This window comes from Bradyrhizobium sp. NC92 (assembly GCF_025200865.1).
GTDB lineage: Bacteria > Pseudomonadota > Alphaproteobacteria > Rhizobiales > Xanthobacteraceae > Bradyrhizobium.
Map to the genome: position 1 here is coordinate 1239873 of NZ_CP104171.1, position 18739 is coordinate 1258611.

At 64.6% G+C, this 18739-nt stretch carries 20 protein-coding genes; 9 read left to right on the plus strand and 11 right to left on the minus strand.

Annotation, left to right across the window (positions count from 1 at the left end; translation table 11 throughout):
* Nucleotides 1-15: 15 nt before the first annotated feature.
* The 8 genes from N2602_RS05800 to N2602_RS05835 all read right to left on the minus strand — a co-directional run bounded on the left by N2602_RS05800 (nt 16) and on the right by N2602_RS05835 (nt 6969).
* Entirely contained in the window at nt 16-1485 is a 1470-nt protein-coding gene (locus tag N2602_RS05800) for a CpaF family protein (protein ID WP_172784915.1), read from the minus strand.
* A gap of 21 nt (nt 1486-1506) precedes the next feature.
* On the minus strand, nt 1507-2775 hold the full coding sequence (locus N2602_RS05805; RefSeq protein WP_172784914.1) for an AAA family ATPase: 1269 nt from the start codon (nt 2773-2775) through the stop codon (nt 1507-1509).
* On the minus strand, nt 2772-3506 hold the full coding sequence (locus N2602_RS05810) for a CpaD family pilus assembly protein (RefSeq protein ID WP_172784913.1): 735 nt from the start codon (nt 3504-3506) through the stop codon (nt 2772-2774). The genes N2602_RS05805 and N2602_RS05810 overlap by 4 nt, the downstream gene beginning before the upstream one ends.
* A gap of 20 nt (nt 3507-3526) precedes the next feature.
* Nucleotides 3527-5017 (minus strand): type II and III secretion system protein family protein, encoded by a 1491-nt coding sequence (locus N2602_RS05815; RefSeq protein ID WP_172784912.1) that lies wholly within the window; start codon nt 5015-5017, stop codon nt 3527-3529.
* Nucleotides 5014-5811: a Flp pilus assembly protein CpaB gene (gene cpaB / locus N2602_RS05820; RefSeq protein ID WP_172784911.1), complete on the minus strand. Its 798-nt coding sequence runs from the start codon at nt 5809-5811 to the stop codon at nt 5014-5016. Before cpaB ends, N2602_RS05815 begins: the two co-directional genes overlap by 4 nt.
* Before the next feature lie 129 nt (nt 5812-5940).
* Nucleotides 5941-6465 (minus strand): prepilin peptidase, encoded by a 525-nt coding sequence (locus tag N2602_RS05825; protein WP_172784910.1) that lies wholly within the window; start codon nt 6463-6465, stop codon nt 5941-5943.
* 121 nt (nt 6466-6586) lie between these two features.
* A complete protein-coding gene (locus tag N2602_RS05830; RefSeq protein WP_172784654.1) occupies nt 6587-6727 on the minus strand; it encodes a hypothetical protein in 141 nt (46 codons plus the stop codon).
* 77 nt (nt 6728-6804) lie between these two features.
* Nucleotides 6805-6969: a Flp family type IVb pilin gene (locus tag N2602_RS05835; protein WP_106941836.1), complete on the minus strand. Its 165-nt coding sequence runs from the start codon at nt 6967-6969 to the stop codon at nt 6805-6807.
* A gap of 271 nt (nt 6970-7240) precedes the next feature.
* Between N2602_RS05835 and N2602_RS05840 the strand changes: the two genes are divergently transcribed.
* The 4 genes from N2602_RS05840 (at nt 7241) to N2602_RS05855 (ending at nt 10150) form a co-directional block, all read left to right on the plus strand.
* On the plus strand, nt 7241-8068 hold the full coding sequence (locus tag N2602_RS05840; protein ID WP_212254167.1) for a sterol desaturase family protein: 828 nt from the start codon (nt 7241-7243) through the stop codon (nt 8066-8068).
* 150 nt (nt 8069-8218) lie between these two features.
* The gene (locus N2602_RS05845) at nt 8219-8722 is read left to right on the plus strand and encodes a pilus assembly protein N-terminal domain-containing protein (protein ID WP_172784908.1); all 504 of its coding nucleotides are present in this window, start codon (nt 8219-8221) and stop codon (nt 8720-8722) included.
* Between the two features lie 208 nt (nt 8723-8930).
* Complete coding sequence (locus tag N2602_RS05850) at nt 8931-9512, plus strand: TadE/TadG family type IV pilus assembly protein (RefSeq protein WP_172784907.1); 582 nt, start codon at nt 8931-8933, stop codon at nt 9510-9512.
* Between the two features lie 23 nt (nt 9513-9535).
* Complete coding sequence (locus N2602_RS05855; RefSeq protein ID WP_172784906.1) at nt 9536-10150, plus strand: TadE/TadG family type IV pilus assembly protein; 615 nt, start codon at nt 9536-9538, stop codon at nt 10148-10150.
* 87 nt (nt 10151-10237) lie between these two features.
* Here N2602_RS05855 and N2602_RS05860 read toward each other — a convergent pair whose 3' ends face one another.
* From N2602_RS05860 to N2602_RS05870, 3 genes are all read right to left on the minus strand, one after another.
* Nucleotides 10238-10450, minus strand: a complete 213-nt coding sequence (locus tag N2602_RS05860; protein ID WP_014439634.1) for a cold-shock protein — start codon at nt 10448-10450, stop codon at nt 10238-10240.
* A 255-nt stretch (nt 10451-10705) separates the two neighbouring features.
* Nucleotides 10706-10993: a translation initiation factor IF-1 gene (gene infA / locus N2602_RS05865; RefSeq protein WP_035998101.1), complete on the minus strand. Its 288-nt coding sequence runs from the start codon at nt 10991-10993 to the stop codon at nt 10706-10708.
* A gap of 23 nt (nt 10994-11016) precedes the next feature.
* The gene (locus N2602_RS05870; RefSeq protein WP_260382040.1) at nt 11017-12600 is read right to left on the minus strand and encodes a DEAD/DEAH box helicase; all 1584 of its coding nucleotides are present in this window, start codon (nt 12598-12600) and stop codon (nt 11017-11019) included.
* A 479-nt stretch (nt 12601-13079) separates the two neighbouring features.
* Between N2602_RS05870 and urtA the strand changes: the two genes are divergently transcribed.
* The 5 genes from urtA (at nt 13080) to urtE (ending at nt 18727) form a co-directional block, all read left to right on the plus strand.
* Entirely contained in the window at nt 13080-14402 is a 1323-nt protein-coding gene (gene urtA, locus N2602_RS05875) for an urea ABC transporter substrate-binding protein (RefSeq protein WP_172784904.1), read from the plus strand.
* Between the two features lie 84 nt (nt 14403-14486).
* Entirely contained in the window at nt 14487-16094 is a 1608-nt protein-coding gene (gene urtB, locus N2602_RS05880; RefSeq protein ID WP_260382041.1) for an urea ABC transporter permease subunit UrtB, read from the plus strand.
* The gene (gene urtC / locus N2602_RS05885; protein WP_172784902.1) at nt 16091-17260 is read left to right on the plus strand and encodes an urea ABC transporter permease subunit UrtC; all 1170 of its coding nucleotides are present in this window, start codon (nt 16091-16093) and stop codon (nt 17258-17260) included. Before urtB ends, urtC begins: the two co-directional genes overlap by 4 nt.
* Before the next feature lie 6 nt (nt 17261-17266).
* The gene (urtD, locus tag N2602_RS05890) at nt 17267-18028 is read left to right on the plus strand and encodes an urea ABC transporter ATP-binding protein UrtD (protein ID WP_212254171.1); all 762 of its coding nucleotides are present in this window, start codon (nt 17267-17269) and stop codon (nt 18026-18028) included.
* 3 nt (nt 18029-18031) lie between these two features.
* Nucleotides 18032-18727, plus strand: a complete 696-nt coding sequence (urtE, locus tag N2602_RS05895) for an urea ABC transporter ATP-binding subunit UrtE (protein WP_036021619.1) — start codon at nt 18032-18034, stop codon at nt 18725-18727.
* Nucleotides 18728-18739: the final 12 nt, after the last annotated feature.

Consider the following 18739-nt stretch of genomic DNA (forward strand, 5'->3'; position numbering starts at 1 on the left):
GCGCTGCTGACCTGCTCACGTCTTCGGCGCGACTTCCGCCGCGTCGAGCGCCGCAGCGAGGCGCTTCTCTTCGCCGTAGTAGCGGGCGCGTTCCCAGAACTTCGGACGGCCAATGCCGGTCGAGCGGTGCTGGCCGATGATCTTGCCGTTGGCGTCCTCGCCGACCATGTCGTAGAGGAAGATGTCCTGGGTGATGATGGTGTCGCCTTCCATGCCCATCACCTCCGTGATGTGGGTGATGCGGCGGGAACCGTCGCGCAGGCGCGCGGCCTGGATGATGACGTCGATCGAGGCGCAGATCATCTCGCGGATGGTACGCGAGGGCAGCGAGAACCCGCCCATCGTGATCATGGATTCGCAGCGCGACAGTGCCTCGCGCGGGTTGTTGGCGTGCAGCGTGCCCATCGAGCCGTCGTGGCCGGTGTTCATGGCCTGCAGCAGGTCGAAGGCTTCGGGTCCGCGGACCTCGCCGACGATGATGCGTTCGGGGCGCATACGCAGGCAGTTGCGCACCAGTTCGCGCATCGTGACCTGGCCCTCGCCCTCGATGTTGGGCGGGCGGGTTTCCAGCCGCACCACGTGGGGCTGCTGCAGCTGGAGCTCGGCGGCGTCCTCGCAGGTGATGACGCGCTCGTCGTGCTCGATGTAGTTGGTGAGGCAGTTGAGCAGGGTGGTCTTGCCCGAGCCGGTACCGCCGGAAATCAGTACGTTGCAGCGGACGCGACCGATGATCTGGAGGATCTCGGCACCTTCCGGCGTGATCGCGCCGAACTTGACGAGCTGATCAAGCGTCAGCTTGTCCTTCTTGAATTTGCGGATGGTGAGCGCGGGACCGTCGATCGACAGCGGCGGCACGATGGCGTTGACGCGGGAGCCATCGGCGAGGCGCGCGTCGCAGATCGGCGAGGACTCGTCGACGCGCCGGCCGACCTGGCTGACGATGCGCTGGCAGATGTTGAGAAGCTGTTGGTTGTCGCGGAAGCGGATGCCGGTGCGCTGGATCTTGCCGCCGACCTCGATGTAGACGGTGTTGGCGCCGTTGACCATGATGTCGGCGATGTCGTCGCGCGACAGCAGCGGCTCGAGCGGACCGTAGCCGAGGACGTCGTTGCAGATGTCGTCGAGCAGCTCCTCCTGCTCGGCGATCGACATCACGATGTTCTTGATCGCGATGATCTCGTTGACGATGTCGCGGATTTCCTCGCGCGCGGACTCCGAATCGAGCTTGGCGAGCTGGGCGAGGTCGATGGCCTCGATCAGCGCGCCGAAGATGGTCGCCTTGACCTCGTAATAATTGTCCGAACGCCGGCTCTCCATGGCCGGAGGCGGCGGAGCTTTGGCGGGCGCAAGCGGCGGCGAGGCGACGGCCGGCGGAGGCGGGGCGCGCGACACCGTCGGCGCCTGAGCCGGGGCAGGCTCGAGCGACACGGCGCCGGGCTTGGGCGCCCGAAAGTCGGTGTCTGTTCCGCTACGCTTACCGAACACTTAACAACTCCATGCGGCGGCTTATCTTCCCCGCAACTTCTCAATCAGAGGTGAAAGCAGGGACGACTTTTGCTTCTTGGTCTCGCTGCGGCCGGTCAGGCGCTGGGCGATCTGCAGGAACATCTCGATCGATCTGTGGTTGGCGGAGATCTCCGCGATCATCTGGCCGTTGTTGGCGGCCGAGCCGAAGATCTGCGGTTCGAACGGGATCGAGACGACCGGCTGGCTCTCGATCGCCTTGGCGAACTCCGCGGCGGCGATTTCGGGCCGTTTCGGTACGCCGACCTGGTTCAGGCAGTACAGCGGCGGCCGGTCGTTGGGACGGGCGGCCTTCAACAGGTCGAACAGGTTCTTGGTATTGCGCAGATTGGCGAGGTCCGGGGCGGCCACGATCAGGATGTCGTCCGCACCGATCAGGGCGCGCTTGGTCCAGCCCGACCATTGATGCGGAATGTCGAGCACGATGCAGGGCATGGTGGAGCGCAGCGTGTCGAACACGGCATCGAAGGCGTCGGTGCCGAAATCATAGACCCGGTCGAGCGTCGCAGGCGCCGCCAGCAGGCTGAGATGGTCGGTGCACTTCGACAGCAGGCGGTCGATGAAGGCGGTGTCGACGCGGTCGGGCGAGAACACGGCGTCGGCGATGCCCTGCGGCGGATCCTGGTTGTAGTCGAGGCCAGCGGTGCCGAAGGCGAGATCGAGGTCGGCGACGACGGCATCCATTGCGAGGTCGCGCGCGATCGCCCAGGCGACGTTATGGGAGATGGTGGAGGCGCCGACGCCCCCTTTGGCGCCGACCACGGCGATGATGCGGCCGACCGCCTTGGCTTCCGGCGCCGAGAACAGGTTGCAGATCGAGCGCACGACGTCGATCGCGCCGACCGGCGCGAGCACGTAATCGCTGACGCCGCGGCGCACCAGCTCGCGGTAGAGCGTGACGTCGTTGATGCGGCCGATCACGACCACGCGGGTGCCGGCATCGCAGACGGTGGCGAGCTGGTCGAGCCCGCCCAGCAGGTCGTTGCGGCCATCGCTCTCGAGCACGATCACGTTCGGCGTGGGAGCCGAGCGGTAGGCTTCGATCGCGGCCGCCATGCCGCCCATCTGGATCTTCAGGTGAGCCTTGCCGAGACGGCGATCCTCGCCGGCCGACTGTACCGCGGCGGCCGTCTCCACGGTTTCGCAGAAGGCCTGGACCGAGACGCGCGGCGCGGGCGCAATATGCTCCTCGACCGGCGGAGGAGCTGCTGCCGGCTGCTCTTCGTGTGTCTGGCGCGCGTAACTGATCATTTGCCTGTGTCGCTGAGTTTGGCCTTGTCGGCATCGGGATAGGCGACACCCGTCGGCATTCCCTTACGATACTTCTCGAAGGCGGCGGTGCGCCGTATCGTGTAGGAAGGTGTCTCGGGCCGCGGCTGCTCGAGGTCGGATGGATTGTCGACCATGGCCGCGAGGTTGCGCTGATAGGCGCAGCCGTAATTGTAATAGTCCTTGTTCTCGAACCAGCTCTTGTTCTTCATCGAAGGCCCGATGTCGTCCGGCCACAGGCCGCAGGGACCGGCGACCGCGGCGATCTTGGAATAAGTGAGCCGGATCGGCGGCAGGAACCGCTTGTCCTCGGGCTGATAGGGACGAATGGTGACGCCGCGCGGCGGAACGCCTGCCCCTGCCAGCATGGCCTGGATCTCGCGCATCGTATCCGCGACCGGACGCGCATTGGGCGTGCCGGACGGCACGTCGATGTGAATGGCACCGGTACCTTCGTGCAACCATGCCGATGCGACGCCCATCACGTCCGCGCGTTGGGCGGCGGTCAATCCGCCGCGGGCATGACCGACGAAGACGACGATCGAGCGGTTCTGCTCCTCGATCGCGATCGGATGGCGCTGCTTGTAGTCGTCGGGAATGGAGGCGGTAACGACCTCGTTGTGCTGGCAGCCGCCGAGCGCGAGCGTCAGGCCGACGAGCGCGCCGCCGAGGCGGACGGCGCGTTTGCGAAGCTGGGGTGGTCTTGTGGTCATCGTAGAGTCCCCGTTCCGCCTCAGTCGGTGATGAAGCCGTAGGTGCCGCGGTAGTTCTTGGCCGGTTCGGTGCGTCCGGGCACGCCGTAGAGCCGGTTGATGTTGCCGATCAGCTGGGCTTGCGGATCGGCAGGCGGGGCGAAGCCGTCATCCGGCCGCGACAGGTCCTTCGGCGCCACCGCGCGGACGACATAGGGCGTCACGATCACGACCAGCTCGGTCGCGTTGTTGACGAAGTCGCGGCTGCGGAACAGCGTGCCCAGGATCGGCAGCTGCATCAGCCCCGGCAATCCGCTGATTGCCTGCTTGGTCTGCTGCTGGATCAGGCCGGCCATCGCCATCGCGCCGCCGGAGGGAATTTCCAGCGAGGTCTCGGCCCGGCGGGTCCTGATCGAGGGGACCGTCAGCGAGTTCACCGTGTTCGTGGTCACCGCCTGCGACAGCGTGATCGCATTCTCGTTCGACAGCTCCGAGACCTCGGTCATCACCCGCAGGCTGATCTTGCCCTCGCTCAGCACGACGGGGGTGAAGTTCAGCGAGATGCCGAACTTCTTGAAGCTGATCTGGGTGGTACAGACATGCGTGGTGGGATCGCAGGCATAGCCTGCCGGAACCGGGAATTCACCGCCGGCGATGAACGTCGCCGATTCACCGGAGATCGCAGTCAAATTCGGTTCGGCCAGCGTGCGGATCACGCCGGCGGTTTCCATCGCGCGCAGCGTGGCCTGCACCGACGGGGCGGCGCCGAACTTCGTGGTCAGGTTGTTGCCGTCCACGAGGTTCTTGCCGAGCGCCGTGAACGGGTTCGAATTGGTGAAGCTCACCACCGACGTGCCGTAGTTCAGGTTGGCGGTGAGGTCGATGCCGAGCTGCTTGACGATGTTGCGCTGGACCTCGGCCACCGTCACCTTGAGCATGATCTGGTCGCGGCCGCGTACCACGATCGAGTTCACCACCTTGTCGGCGCCGCCAGCCAGGCGCGCGGCGAGGTCGTTGGCCTGCTGCGCTTCCAGCGGATTGGCAGCGGTGCCGGTCAGGACGATGCCGTCGCCGAGGCCGTCGATCTGGATGTCCGAATTGGGCAGGACCTGCTTCAGCGCGGCCCGCACGCCGTTGAGGTCGCGCTTCACCGCGATGTCATAGGCCGCAATCTGCTGCCCGGCGGAATCGAAGAACACGATGTTGGTCTGGCCGACCGCGGCGCCGATGATATAGGCGCGCTGCGCCGAACGGACCACCGCGTTGGCGATCTTGGGATCGGCGACCAGCACGTCCTTGATGTCGCGCGGCAGGTCGATGACGATGGACTTGCCGACGCCGAGCGAAAGGAAACGCGCATTGATCTGGCCGTCCGCCGCGGCCGGCGCCACGGGGCGGTAATCGGCTGCGACCGCCGGGGCGATCGCCGGATTGACCCCCAGCGCGAGGGCGGCCGAAAACGACAGGGCGCGGACCAGTGAGGTCCGCATCGTCGCCGAATCTGCCCTGCAATTGATGTCGACTGTCTTCATCGTGCCTTAGCCGTCTGACTTGGAATGCCGTAGCGAATGATCGAGACCCCCTCGCGCTTCTGCGCGGAGTCATCGAGCGTGATCTCGCTCATCTTGACGTCGACGATGCTGCGCAGCGCCAGCGACAGCGTGCCGCTCTGACGCGCCGCGGAGAGCGTTGCGGTCTGCGCGGGATTGAGCTCGAGGGTGACGGTCTTGCCGACCACCGCGTTCTGCCCGTCTTTTTCCTTGGGCGCCTGGTCGATGGCGAGGACGCGGATATTGGCCAGGATGATCTCGGAGGTGACGATGTCGGGAGCGCCGCTGCTCTGGTCCGGGTTCTTGAGCCGGCGCGTGAGCAGGACGTCGACGCGGTCGTTGGGCAGGATGAAGCCGCCTGCGCCGGTCTCCGGCGAGATCTCGGTCGAGATCGCCCGCATGCCGGTGGGCAGGATTGCCGCCATGAAGCCGGAACCTTCGGCCTTGACCAGCTTCTGGTCCCGGATCGGCTCACCCTGAATGAAGGGCGCGCGCGCGATCGAGCCGGTCACCTGGGTCGCGCCATCGGGGCGCTCGTTGCGTCGGATGAAGGTGGCGCTGGCGGTCGCGGTCGGCCAGGTCTGCCATTGCACGTCTTCGGGCTTCACGGTCTGGCCGAGGCCGATGTCGTTCTTCGCGACGAGGACGTCGACCGTCGGCAGCTGCGCGACCGGAACCGGAGGCGGCGCAGAATTGTCGGTGCCGCTCGCCAGGTACGCGGCGACGCCGCCGGCGCAGATCGCGGCCGTCAGGACGACAATGCGTGCCCTATTCATACGCTTCAACTTTCCAACAATACGCCGCGACGCTGCCGCCGCCGTCATCGGCAGTTGACCAGCTATTCGTCAAAGCATGGTTAATGAGGCGTATCTAAATCGCCTTAACGCCGGGTTTACCCTGGGCGTTCAGCGCAGTGCGAGGTGAGCGAGGTCGATCGCCTTCACCCATTCGGTCTCCGGGTAGACCATCAGCGCGCTCAGCGCGAGCGCGATGCCGTAGGGAATGCCGCTCTCCTTGGCGTGCAGCCGAGCGAGCCAGGCCTGTCCTGCCAGCCCGTACGGCAGCGGCCACTGCCGGAACTGGAGCAGAAGCAGCGTCAGCGCACCGCCGAACAGCGAGGCGTAGAGCAGGAAGTTCATCAGATGTGGGAAGCCGAACCAGAGCGCGACGGAAGCCGCGACCTTGGCGTCGCCGCCGCCCACCCAGCCCATGGCGAAGCAGGTGAAGGCCACGACCAGGAGAAGCGCACCGGCGCCGACATGGCTCAGCATCTCGTAAGGTGCCATGCCACCGGCGAGGGCGAGCGCGAAGAAGCCTGCCACCAGCGCCAGCGACACGCGGTTCGAGATCGTCATCGTGAAGAGATCGCTCGCCGCGGCGAACGCCATCAGGGCCGGGAAGAGCAGAAGGCGCGCAAGGTCGAGGATCATGGGCTGCGTCTTGGGGCCTGGGTTTGTCGCGGGAGCTGGCGTCGGGCGATGCTAGCGCGCGATGCTAAACAAACCGACAACGGGGCACGGGCGCGCGGGCCCTCGGCCGCCGAACGCGCCTTCACCAGAAGCTGGCGATGCGTGCGGCGAGCGCGACCGTCGCAACCAGCAGCGCAAGGCAGATCCAATAGACCGGCGAGCCGGCCTGCGCCGCTTCCGCCTCGCGCGCCGCAACCGCGGCATCGGTTCTTACCTTGTGCAACGCCACTGGAACTCGCCGTCTTCAGAAAAACAAACGCCCCGGAGGTCCGGGGCTTTTGTCGTCGTTCGTGGACCCGCTTACTTCAGCGAGGTGCTGATCGAGGTGAACTTGGCGTTCAGCGTGGTGCCGAGATTGTTGACGACGGTGATGATGGCCAGCGCGATGCCGGCGGCGATCAGGCCGTATTCGATGGCGGTGGCGCCGGATTCATCCTTCGCGAAACGCGCAATCAAGTTCTTCATGAACAAAACTCCGTCTGGGTGGGGACCGCCTCGTTCGGCGCTGTCGTTGACGTGACGACCATGAGAGCCGAGCTCTTTCGGGGGAGTTAATTCGATCGGGTAAACCCAGCTCCGGCGCGATGCTTTTGCCCAGAGTGAATTTCGCCTTAAGACGGCCTCTGCAATTCGTTCCGGTTCCGGATGCCTCGCCAACGCGGCGCCTGCTTCACCCTCCCTTAAATTTCGCGGAGTAGGCGTAAGGCTACAGCGGAATTCGCGGAGAGAGGCGACGATGTCGAGCCTGCCCATGCAAGTCGCCTTGATGCTCGGCGAGACCATCGTGAAGGTGATCCCGGTCACCTTCCTGCTCGCGGCGGTCTTCACCGTGCTGGAGCATTTCTGGGCCTGCAATCCCGGCGCGCCGTGGTGGCGCAAGCGGGAGATCGTCACCGACATCTGCTACTGGTTCTTCGTCCCGGTGTTCGCCCGCACCATGCGGATCGGGCTGCTGGTCGTCGGCGCCAGCGTCGTCTTCAACATCCACGATGCCGACGAGCTCATCGCCTTCTACGACAACGGCCACGGTCCGCTGGCGCAGCTGCCGCTGTGGCTGCAGGCCCTGCTGTTCCTGGTGCTGTCCGATTTCATGCTGTACTGGCTGCACCGGCTATTCCACGACGGCGGCTTCTGGAAATATCACGCGGTCCATCATTCGTCGGAGGAGATCGGCTGGATCTCCGCGGCCCGTTTTCATCCGGTCAATCTCTTGCTCGGGACGATCAGCGTCGACGTCCTGCTGCTGATGGCAGGCATCTCCCCGAACGTCATGGTCTGGGTTGGCCCGTTCACCACGTTCCATTCGGCCTTCGTGCACGCCAACCTGAACTGGACCTTCGGACCGTTCAAATACGTGCTGGCGACGCCGGTCTTCCATCGCTGGCACCACACCTCGCTCGAAGAGGGCGGGGACACCAATTTCGCCGGAACGTTCCCGATCTGGGACGTGCTGTTCGGCACCTTCCGCATGCCGGAGGGCAGGCTGCCGCAGGATTACGGCAAGGACGAAGCGAGCATGCCCAAGGAGATCGGAGGCCAGCTCGCCTATCCGTTTCGGCACTAGGGGGCGGGCCCCGCAAATATCCGTCCGTTCAAACAATACGCGGCGAGTTTGCGGAACGTTCACGAATTAAAGGCAGGTTAGCCGGGTCGGGCACCGGCTCCGCTGTATTCGGTCGTTTCTGCCGGTTTGTGACGTCCCGGGGGTAAGAGTATGCGTAAAGAAATGCTGCGCCGTCATGTGCGCGTCTGTCTTCTGGTTGCCGCTGCGATGCTGGCAACGCCGGCCGCAGGCCTCGCCGAGCCCGTCGCCGATACCATCGCGGTCAATGTCGACCAGGCCAAGCTGGTGCGACTGCCCGGCAAGGTGGCGACCATCGTGGTCGGCAATCCCCTGATCGCCGACGTCACGCTCCAGCCCGGCGGCATGATCGTCGTGACCGGAAAGGGCTACGGGGCCACCAACTTCATCGCGCTCGACCGCGGCGGCGAGATTCTGGTGGACCGCCAGATCCAGGTCGAAGGTCCGAGCGACCGGCTCGTCACCGTCTATCGCGGCATCGAGCGCGAGTCCTACAGCTGCGTACCGCTTTGCCAGCGCCGCGTGACGCTCGGCGACAGCGATGCCTACTTCAACAACGCGATGAGCCAGGCCGGTACGCTGAGCAGCAGCGCCAGCGGCGGTGCGGGTGCCGGCGCGGCTGCCAAGCCAAACTAGCCGACCGGCCGGCCTGCACCCCGCGAGGCCGCTCGCCGCTTCGCCGGCGTCTCTCCGCGCGCCGTATTTCAGCGCGCTTCGGGACGCGCCTGGTTAACGCAGTCTTAACGGCGCGGTCCGCCGGCTGCGGATCGTCTGAAACACTTAGACAATCAGTTTCCGCTATTGAACGGGCAGATGATCGCCGGTCGCTGGGGAATTTGACGAGATGCCATCGCCTGCACCTACGAGGTTCACGCTGCGGAAGGCGCTGCTCCGGTTTCGCGGCAACCGCCGCGGCTCCGCAGCCGTCGAGTTTGCGCTGGTCGCACCGATGTTCTTCGCGCTGCTGTTCGCCATCATCGAGACGGCGCTCATGTTCTTCTCGAGCCAGGTGCTTGAGACCATCGCGCAGGACTCCGCGCGCGCGATTTTGACCGGCCAGGCCCAGGCACAAGGCGGCTCGGTGGCGGCCTGTCAGACCGCGCCCAACACCGTCTCCGCGTGCGATCAGACGACGTTCAAGGCCTTTGTCTGCACCAAGATCCCGGCGCTGTTCGATTGCAGCAAGCTTTATGTCGACGTTGTCAGCACCAGCTCCTTCGGGACGCTCAGCCTCACCAACTTCGGCACTTCCTGCACCTTCAATCCCTCCGGCATGCAGTACAGTGCCGGAAGCTCCGGACAGGTCGTCGTGGTGCGCCTGTTCTATCAGTGGCCGCTCATCGTCACCGGTCTCGGCTACAACATGGGATGCAACAACAAGCGGCTGATGGTGGCGACGGCGGCGTTCAAGAACGAACCCTTCTGAGGCAGATGGACCTGGGCGGACCGATGCGGGCGATTGCGAACATCTGGAGGAATGCACGCGGCTCCGTGCGCGGCTTCGTCGCCGACAAGCGCGCGCTGGCGGCGACCGAATTCGCGATCATCGTACCGCTGATGCTGGTGATGTTCTTCGGCACCGTCGAATTTTCGTCGGCCGTGGCGATCGACCGCAAAATCACGTTGATCGCGCGGACATTGTCCGATCTGACGTCGCAGTCGACGACGCTCGACGATGCCAGCATGAAGGATTCGTTCACGGCAAGCATCTCGGTCGTCATGCCCTACGACGCGACGCTTGTGAAGGGCACGATCTCGCAGATCTACATCGACGCCAACAGCGTCGCCAAGGTCCAGTGGAGCAAGGCCGGCACGATTGCGAGCGGCGCGACGCAAGCTACGCTTGCGACCTCGACTCGGACCGCCGGCGACACGGTCACCACGATGATTCCCCCGACGCTCCTGATTCCGTCGAGTTATCTCATTCTGAGCGAGGTCAAGTACACTTACACGCCGACCATCGGCTACGTGTTGAAGTCGAGCGTGACGCTGAGCGATCTCTCCTACACGCGGCCGCGTCAGGTCGTCTGCGTGCCCTACAACAACGTGCCCTCGACCTGTTGAGACTTGCCAGCCGCCCGTGATGAAAAAGGCCGTGCGTCACGCACGGCCTTTTTGCTTTGGCTCGATCGGGCCACCGGCCCGGTGGGCTCAGCCCGCAGCGCGCAGGTTGTCGGCTGCCGACTTGCCGGAACGGCGGTCGGCCACGATCTCGTAGGAGATCTTCTGGCCCTCGCGCAGCGAGCCGAGGCCGGCGCGCTCGACGGCGCTGATGTGAACGAACACGTCCTGGCCGCCGTCGTCGGGCTGAATGAAGCCGAAACCCTTGGTCGCGTTAAACCACTTCACGGTTCCCATGCTCATGGGGTAGTCCTTCTCAGATAACACAATGTCGGAGCCCGCTCGCGCGGGCAGGGTTAGATCGAATTTCTGGAAGGGTCGTCAGCGTGTCTGAACCGGCTGTACCGGTGGATGCCAATGTCGTCCGGCCGAAAATCGATTAATTCATTTTATCGGAAACGAGGGTCCGAAACAATCCGGACGCGCACGATTTTTGATCCGCCGTGATGCCAACGGCGGATCAATCTACAGATCGGAATTCGAACTCGACGCAGCCGACTAGCGGCGGCGGAACTGGCCGCCGCGTTGTCCGGGACGGGGCGGTCCGCCCGGCGTGCTGGGACGTTCGTCCTTGTGGCGGAAAATCAGCCGGCCCTTCTCAAGGTCATAGGGCGACATCTCCACCGTCACGCGGTCGCCCGCGAGCGTCTTGATGCGGTTCTTCTTCATCTTGCCGGCGGTATAGGCAACGATCTCGTGTCCGGCGTCGAGCTGCACGCGGTAGCGGGCATCGGGGAGGATTTCGGTGACCAGTCCTTCGAACTGGATCAGCTCTTCCTTAGCCATGAATGTCTCCAGGTCGTGGACGGCTAGTGCGAATAGGGTTTGCGGTTCGGTTGGCTGTTTGGCCGACTCTGGCGGCGCAAAAAGGCAACGCCTTGTATCCCATCAGCGGTCCCGGCGCTATGCGCGGAACGCTGTTCCGGACGGTCGACAGGCGATGAATGCATCTTACCACCGGAGCGGCGGCGGCGAGAACCCTTGGAGGCATTCTGCCCACTGCCGGGCCGTCCGTCGGCATGCCTTGCCTCCGCATGCCGTCCTTCACCGTGCCTTCCGTCGCCGTGCTTGCCGGCACCATGGTGGCGCCCGTCGGCATGCCGTTCGTCGGCACGACGCCCGTCACCGTGCCGTGCGCCTTGCGGGCGCTGGCCGGGGCGGCCGCCTGGCCGGCCCTGTCGTTGCTGCGACGGAGCGGGACCGGGATCGCGGCGGCCGGCGTCGGTGCGGTGGTCCTCCCGCGCCAGGGCGACGCGAATCAGCCGCTCGATGTCGCGCAGATAGCCGAGTTCCTCGCCGCCCGCGACCAGCGAGATCGCGGTGCCGTCGGCGCCGGCACGCGCGGTGCGGCCGATGCGATGGACGTAGGTTTCCGGCACGTTCGGCAGGTCGAAGTTGATGACGTGACTGATGCCATCGACGTCGATGCCGCGGGCGGCGATGTCGGTGGCGACCAGTGTGCGGATCTCGCCCGAGCGGAACTGGGCGAGCGTGCGCTCGCGATGGTTCTGCGACTTGTTGCCGTGGATGGCGTTGGCAGCGATGCCGGCCTTGGCCAGCGTCTTCACCACCTTGTCGGCGCCGTGCTTGGTGCGGGTGAAGACCAGCGCGCGGTTGATCGCCTCGTCCTGCAGCAGCTTGGTCAGGAAGGCGGGCTTGGCCGCGAAATCGACCTGGAGGATGCGCTGGTTGATCCGCTCGGCGGTCGAGGACACCGGCGTCACCGCGACGCGGGCGGGGTCGCGCAGCATGGAATCGGCGAGCTCGGCGATGTCCTTCGGCATGGTGGCCGAGAAGAACAGCGTCTGCCGCTTGATCGGCAGCTTGGCGACGATTTTGCGGATGTCGTTGATGAAGCCCATGTCGAGCATGCGGTCGGCTTCGTCGAGCACGAGGAACTCGACGCTTGAAAGCTTCAAGCCGTTGCTCTGCACGAGGTCGAGCAGGCGGCCGGGGGTGGCGACGAGCACGTCGACGCCCGGCATCAGCGCGCGGACCTGACGGCCCATCGGCACGCCGCCGATCGCAAGCGTCGAGGACAGGCGGATGTGGCGGCCATAGGCGTTGAAGCTGTCGAGGATCTGGCCGGACAGCTCGCGGGTCGGCGACAGCACCAGCACGCGGGCGGTCTTGGGCTGCGGCTTGATGCGGTTATCGAGCAGACGATGCAGGATCGGCAGCGCGAAGGACGCGGTCTTGCCGGTACCGGTCTGGGCGATGCCGACGACGTCGCGGCCGGTCAATGCCAGCGGGATGGTTTGGGCCTGGATCGGGGTTGGGGTGACGTAATTCTCTTCACGAAGAGCGCGCGCGATGGGTTCGGCGAGGCCGAAGTCCTGAAACGAAGTCAAAAGAGGGGTTCTTTCCATGTCAAAAGCGAACGCCCGGCGCATCAGCGCGGCGCGCGCAAAAGGGTGTCGAGAAGACACCTGCGTGTTTGGGGTGTCGGATGGCTTGGATGATATGGGGCAAGCCAGAGGCCCGTAGAGGGCTTAAGAACACGCGGCTCGCAACGACCCCTTGATTCGCAAGAGGTCTCGGACGTTCATATGGAACATCGACGGGGCGCTTTCAAGGCAGGTGCGCCCGAAACAGCGGGTGCGGTGCAAAAATACTGTTGCCGGAAATTTAGCCAGAACTGGCGATTTGCTTAGAAAATAGTCCGACTGCCGCTTTCGCATACATTCAGATTGCCTAAGATTTGGGCTGTCTGACTGCGGCGAAACTTTGAATTATGACGATTAAATCAATAGATTCAATGGGTTGATGGGTGCTCAGCCCATGGCATGGTTCTTGCGATTCCGTTAATCGCAGGCGGCCGTGGGGCCGTTTCGCAGCGTTTTCACGTCTGCGTCAGGGAGATGAGGCACTCATGTTTAACAAATCCACTCACGATATAGCGGCGTCATTTAGCCGCCGCGGCGTGCTCGCCGCGACCGCCGGACTGATGCTCGGTCTGGCTTCATTGACTGGCGCGAAGGCCGCGGACGGCACCATCAAGGTCGGTGTGCTGCACTCCCTGTCCGGCACCATGGCGATCAGCGAAACCACGCTGAAGGACACCATCCTCTTCCTGATCGACGAGCAGAACAAGAAGGGCGGCGTGCTCGGCAAGAAGCTGGAAGCCGTCGTCGTCGACCCCGCTTCGAACTGGCCGCTGTTCGCCGAAAAGGCGCGCGAGCTGATCACCAAGGACAAGGTCTCGGTCGTGTTCGGCTGCTGGACCTCGGTGTCGCGCAAGTCGGTGCTCCCCGTCTTCAAGGAGCTGAACAGCATCCTGTTCTACCCCGTGCAGTACGAGGGTGAGGAGAGCGAGCGCAACGTCTTCTACACGGGTGCTGCGCCGAACCAGCAGGCGATCCCCGCCGTCGACTATCTGATGAAGGAAGAGAAGGTGAAGCGCTGGGTGCTCGCGGGCACCGACTACGTCTATCCGCGCACCACCAACAAGATCCTGGAAGCCTATCTGAAGTCGAAGGGTGTCGCCCAGGAAGACATCATGATCAACTACACGCCGTTCGGTCATTCCGACTGGCAGACGATCGTGGCCGACATCAAGAAGTTCGGCTCGGCCGGCAAGAAGACCGCGGTGGTCTCGACCATCAACGGCGACGCCAACGTTCCCTTCTACAAGGAGCTCGGCAACCAGGGCATCAAGGCGAAGGACATCCCGGTGGTCGCGTTCTCGGTGGGTGAGGAAGAGCTCGCCGGCATCGACACCAAGCCGCTGGTCGGTCACCTCGCCGCCTGGAACTACTTCCAGTCGATCAAGTCGCCGGAGAACGAGAAGTTCATCAAGGCGTGGCAGACCTACACCAAGAATCCGAAGCGCGTGACCAACGATCCGATGGAAGCGCACGTGATCGGCTTCGACATGTGGGTCAAGGCGGTCGAGAAGGCGAAGTCGACCGATCCCGACAAGGTGATCGACGCTCTCCCGGGCATCGAAGCCAAGAACCTGACCGGCGGCACCTCCAAGATGCTCCCGAACCACCATATCACCAAGCCGGTGTTCATCGGCGAGATCAAGGGCAACGGCCAGTTCGACGTGGTCTGGAAGACCCCGAGCCTCGTCCCCGGCGATGCCTGGTCGAAGGAGCTCGACGGCTCCAAGGACCTGATCGGCGATTGGGTCGGCAAGAAGTGCGGCAACTTCAACACCAAGACCAACAAGTGCCTCGGCTCGGGCTCCTGATCCCGATCTGACGCTCCATTGCAAGACCGGAGAGGGCGGCGATCCCGCCGCCTTCTCCACTCATTTCTGCCGGGGTCATTCACAGTGCCAGCCCATTTGTCCGCCCGTCTCTGTTCGCTTGCACTCTCGTTGTTTCTGATTGCGTTCGCGCTGCCGGCCTTCGCCGGTCCGTTCGAGGACGCGGTCGCCAAATTCGCCAATGATGATTTTTCCGACACGGAAGAGGCGATCGGTGCGATCGCGGGCAGCGGCAGCAAGCTGGCTTTTCCGATCATCAGTGCGCTCCAGGACGGCCGTCTCATGGCCGATCCCGACAGCAAGAAGGTCTACGTCACCGGTGCCGACGGCAAGTCGATCGACGCTGCGACCGGCGAGGCCGTCGCCAGCGTTCCCGACAGTGCGAGCGCGGTTCGCCTCAACAACCGCCTGCGCCGCAGCGTCGATGCCGCGCTCGGCAGCCTGACGCTGCAGTCGCCGGATCTGGGAGCGCGCCTGCAGGCGGCGCAGTCCGTCTTCAAGTCGCACGAGGAGACCGCGCTTGAGGCGGTCGATGCCGCGCTTGCCAAGGAAACCAACAAATCCGTCAAGGCGGCGCTCGGCGAGGCCCGCGCTGCGATCCTGCTGTTCAAGTCCGACGCCACCGAGGTCGAGAAGCTCGAAGCGGTCGCAACCATCAAGGCGCGTGGCGACCAGGATGCGCTGGCGCTGCTCACCGGCATGGGCGAGCAGCCCGCCTCGGTGACCAAGGCCGCCGCGAGCGCGATCGGCTCGATCCAGAATTCGCTCGCAGTCTGGTCGATGGTGCAGAATGCCTGGTACGGCCTCTCGCTCGGCTCGGTCTTGCTGCTCGCCGCGATCGGGCTCGCCATCACCTTCGGCGTGATGGGCGTCATCAACATGGCGCATGGCGAGATGGTGATGATCGGGGCCTACACCACCTTCGTGGTGCAGGAGGTGATCCGCACCCGCTATCCCGGCCTGTTCGACTATTCGCTCTTGATCGCCGTGCCGCTTGCCTTCCTCGTCGCAGGCGCGATCGGCGTCTTGATCGAGCGCAGCATCATCCGCTTCCTCTACGGGCGCCCGCTCGAGACGCTGCTCGCGACCTGGGGCCTGTCGCTGGTGCTGCAACAGGCGGTGCGCACCATGTTCGGCCCGACCAACCGCGAGGTCGGCAACCCCTCCTGGATGAGCGGCGCGTTCGAGCTCGGCCAGATCACCATCACCTACAACCGGCTCTGGATCCTTGTCTTCACGCTCGCCGTGTTCGCGATTCTGCTTGCGATGCTGCGCTACAGCGCGATCGGCCTCGAAATGCGCGCGGTGACGCAGAACCGCCGCATGGCGGCCTCGATGGGCATCGCCACCTCGCGCGTCGACGCGCTCACATTCGGCCTCGGCTCGGGCATTGCCGGCATCGCCGGCGTGGCGCTGTCGCAGATCGACAATGTCAGCCCCAATCTCGGCCAGAGCTACATCATCGACAGCTTCATGGTCGTGGTGTTCGGCGGCGTCGGCAATCTCTGGGGCACGCTGGTCGGCGCCTTCACGCTCGGCATCGCGAACAAGTTCCTGGAGCCGGTCGCCGGCGCAGTGCTCGGTAAGATCGCGATCCTGGTTCTCATCATCCTGTTCATTCAAAAGCGGCCGCGCGGCCTGTTCGCGCTCAAGGGCCGTGCGGTGGAAGCATGACCCCTCACATGCTGACGCGATCGCTGGATCGCGGCGCGACGATCTTCCTCTTGGTTGTCGCCGGGCTGGGCGTGCTGATCCCGCTGTCCAACCTGCTGCTGCCCGCCGGCTCGTTCCTGCAAGTGCCGACCTATCTCGTGGCGCTCTGGGGCAAATATGTCTGCTACGCCATCCTGGCGCTCGCGATCGATCTGATCTGGGGCTATTGCGGCATCCTCTCGCTCGGCCACGGCGCCTTCTTCGCGCTCGGCGGCTACGCCATGGGCATGTATCTGATGCGGCAGATCGGCACCCGCGGCGTCTACGGCAACCCGATCCTGCCCGACTTCATGGTGTTCCTGAACTGGCAGAAGCTGCCCTGGTACTGGTACGGCTTCGACATGTTCTGGTTCGCCGCGCTGATGGTGCTGGTCGTGCCAGGCCTGCTCGCCTTCTGCTTCGGCTGGCTCGCCTTCCGCTCCCGCGTCACCGGCGTCTATCTGTCGATCATCACGCAGGCGATGACATATGCGCTGCTGCTCGCCTTCTTCCGCAACGATTTCGGCTTCGGCGGCAACAACGGCCTGACCGACTTCAAGGACATCCTGGGCTTCAACGTGCAGGCGGAGGGAACGCGCGCCGCGCTGTTCGCGCTGAGCTGCCTGGCACTGATCGTCGGTTTCCTGATCTGCCGCGCCATCGTCTCCTCCAAGCTCGGCAAGGTCTTGATCGCGGTGCGTGACGCGGAATCGCGCACGCGCTTCCTCGGCTACCGCGTCGAATCCTACAAGCTGTTCGTGTTCACGGTGTCGGCCTGCATGGCCGGCGTCGCCGGCGCGCTCTATGTGCCGCAGGTCGGCATCATCAACCCCAGCGAATTCGCGCCGGGCAATTCGATCGAGGCGGTGATCTGGGTCGCGGTCGGCGGCCGCGGCACGCTGGTCGGCGCCGCGCTCGGCGCCGTCGTCGTCAACTACGCCAAGACGTTCTTCACCTCCGGCGTGCTGGCGCCGTACTGGCTGTTCATGCTGGGTGCGCTGTTCATCCTGGTGACGCTGCTGCTGCCCAAGGGCATCGTTGGCACCTTCAACGCCTGGTGGGATCAGTCGAAGGAAAAACGCACCGCCGCGACCACCGCGAGCGCCGCGGCCGAAGACGGCGTCACCGAACCCAAGATGGCGGAGTAAGCGGTCATGAACGTCATGGACACCCGCGCGACCTCCGCGATGCTCTATCTGGACGGCGTGCACGTCTCCTTCGACGGCTTCCACGCCATCAACAATCTGTCGCTGACGCTCGAGCCCGGCGAGATGCGCGCCATCATCGGCCCGAACGGCGCCGGCAAGACAACGATGATGGACATCATCACCGGCAAGACCAAGCCGGACGAAGGTACCGTGCTGTTCGACGGCATCACCGACCTGACGCGCCTCGACGAGACCCGTATCGCCGAGCTCGGCATCGGCCGCAAATTCCAGAAGCCGACGGTGTTCGAGAGCCAGACCGTGCAGGACAATCTGCTGCTGGCGCTCAATGTCGATCACTCGGTCCGCGGCACGCTGTTCTGGCGCGGCAGCAAGGCGGAGTCCGAGCGCATCGACAAGGTGCTGGAGACGATCCGTCTCACCGAGGCGCGCAACCGCCTCGCCGGCAGCCTCAGCCATGGCCAGAAGCAATGGCTCGAGATCGGCATGCTGCTGGCGCAGGATCCGAAACTGCTGCTGGTCGACGAACCCGTCGCGGGGATGACCGACGTCGAGACGCACCTCACCGCCGAGCTGCTGAAGGAAATCAACAAGACCCACACCGTCATGGTGGTCGAGCACGACATGACCTTCGTGCGCGAGCTCGGCGTCAAGGTCACCTGCCTGCACGAAGGCACGGTGCTCGCGGAAGGGACCATCGACCAGGTCTCGTCCAACGAGCGGGTCATCGAAGTCTATCTGGGACGCTGAGCGATGCTTGAGGTCAAGGACATCAACCTGTTCTACGGCGCGGCGCAGGCGCTGCGCGGCGTCTCGATCTCGGCCGAGCCCGGCAAGGTCACGTGCGTGCTCGGGCGCAACGGCGTCGGCAAGACCTCGCTCTTGCGCGCCATGGTCGGGCAATATCCGATCTCCTCGGGCGCAATCGTGTTCGACGGCAGCGATATCACCGGCCTCAAGCCGTATGAGCGGGCGCGCAAGGGTATTGGCTTCGTGCCGCAGGGCCGCGAGATATTTCCGCTGCTGACGGTCGAGGAGAACCTCAAGACCGGCTTCGGTCCGCTCAAGCGCGAGGACAAGCACATTCCGGACGACGTGTTCTCGCTGTTTCCCGTGCTGCAATCCATGCTCGGCCGGCGTGGCGGCGACCTCTCCGGCGGCCAGCAGCAGCAGCTCGCGATCGGCCGCGCGCTGGTGATGCGGCCAAAATTGCTCTTGCTCGACGAGCCCACCGAAGGCATCCAGCCCTCGATCATCAAGGACATCGGCCGCGCCATCTCTTACTTGCGCAATCTCGGCAACATCGCCATCGTGCTGGTCGAACAATATCTCGACTTTGCCTGCGAACTCGGCGACAGTTTCGCGGTGATGGATCGCGGTGCGGTGAAGTTCACCTGCGACCGCTCCAATCTCGATCCGGGCGAGATCAGCCGCCAGATGGCGCTGTAAGCCGGCAAAGAC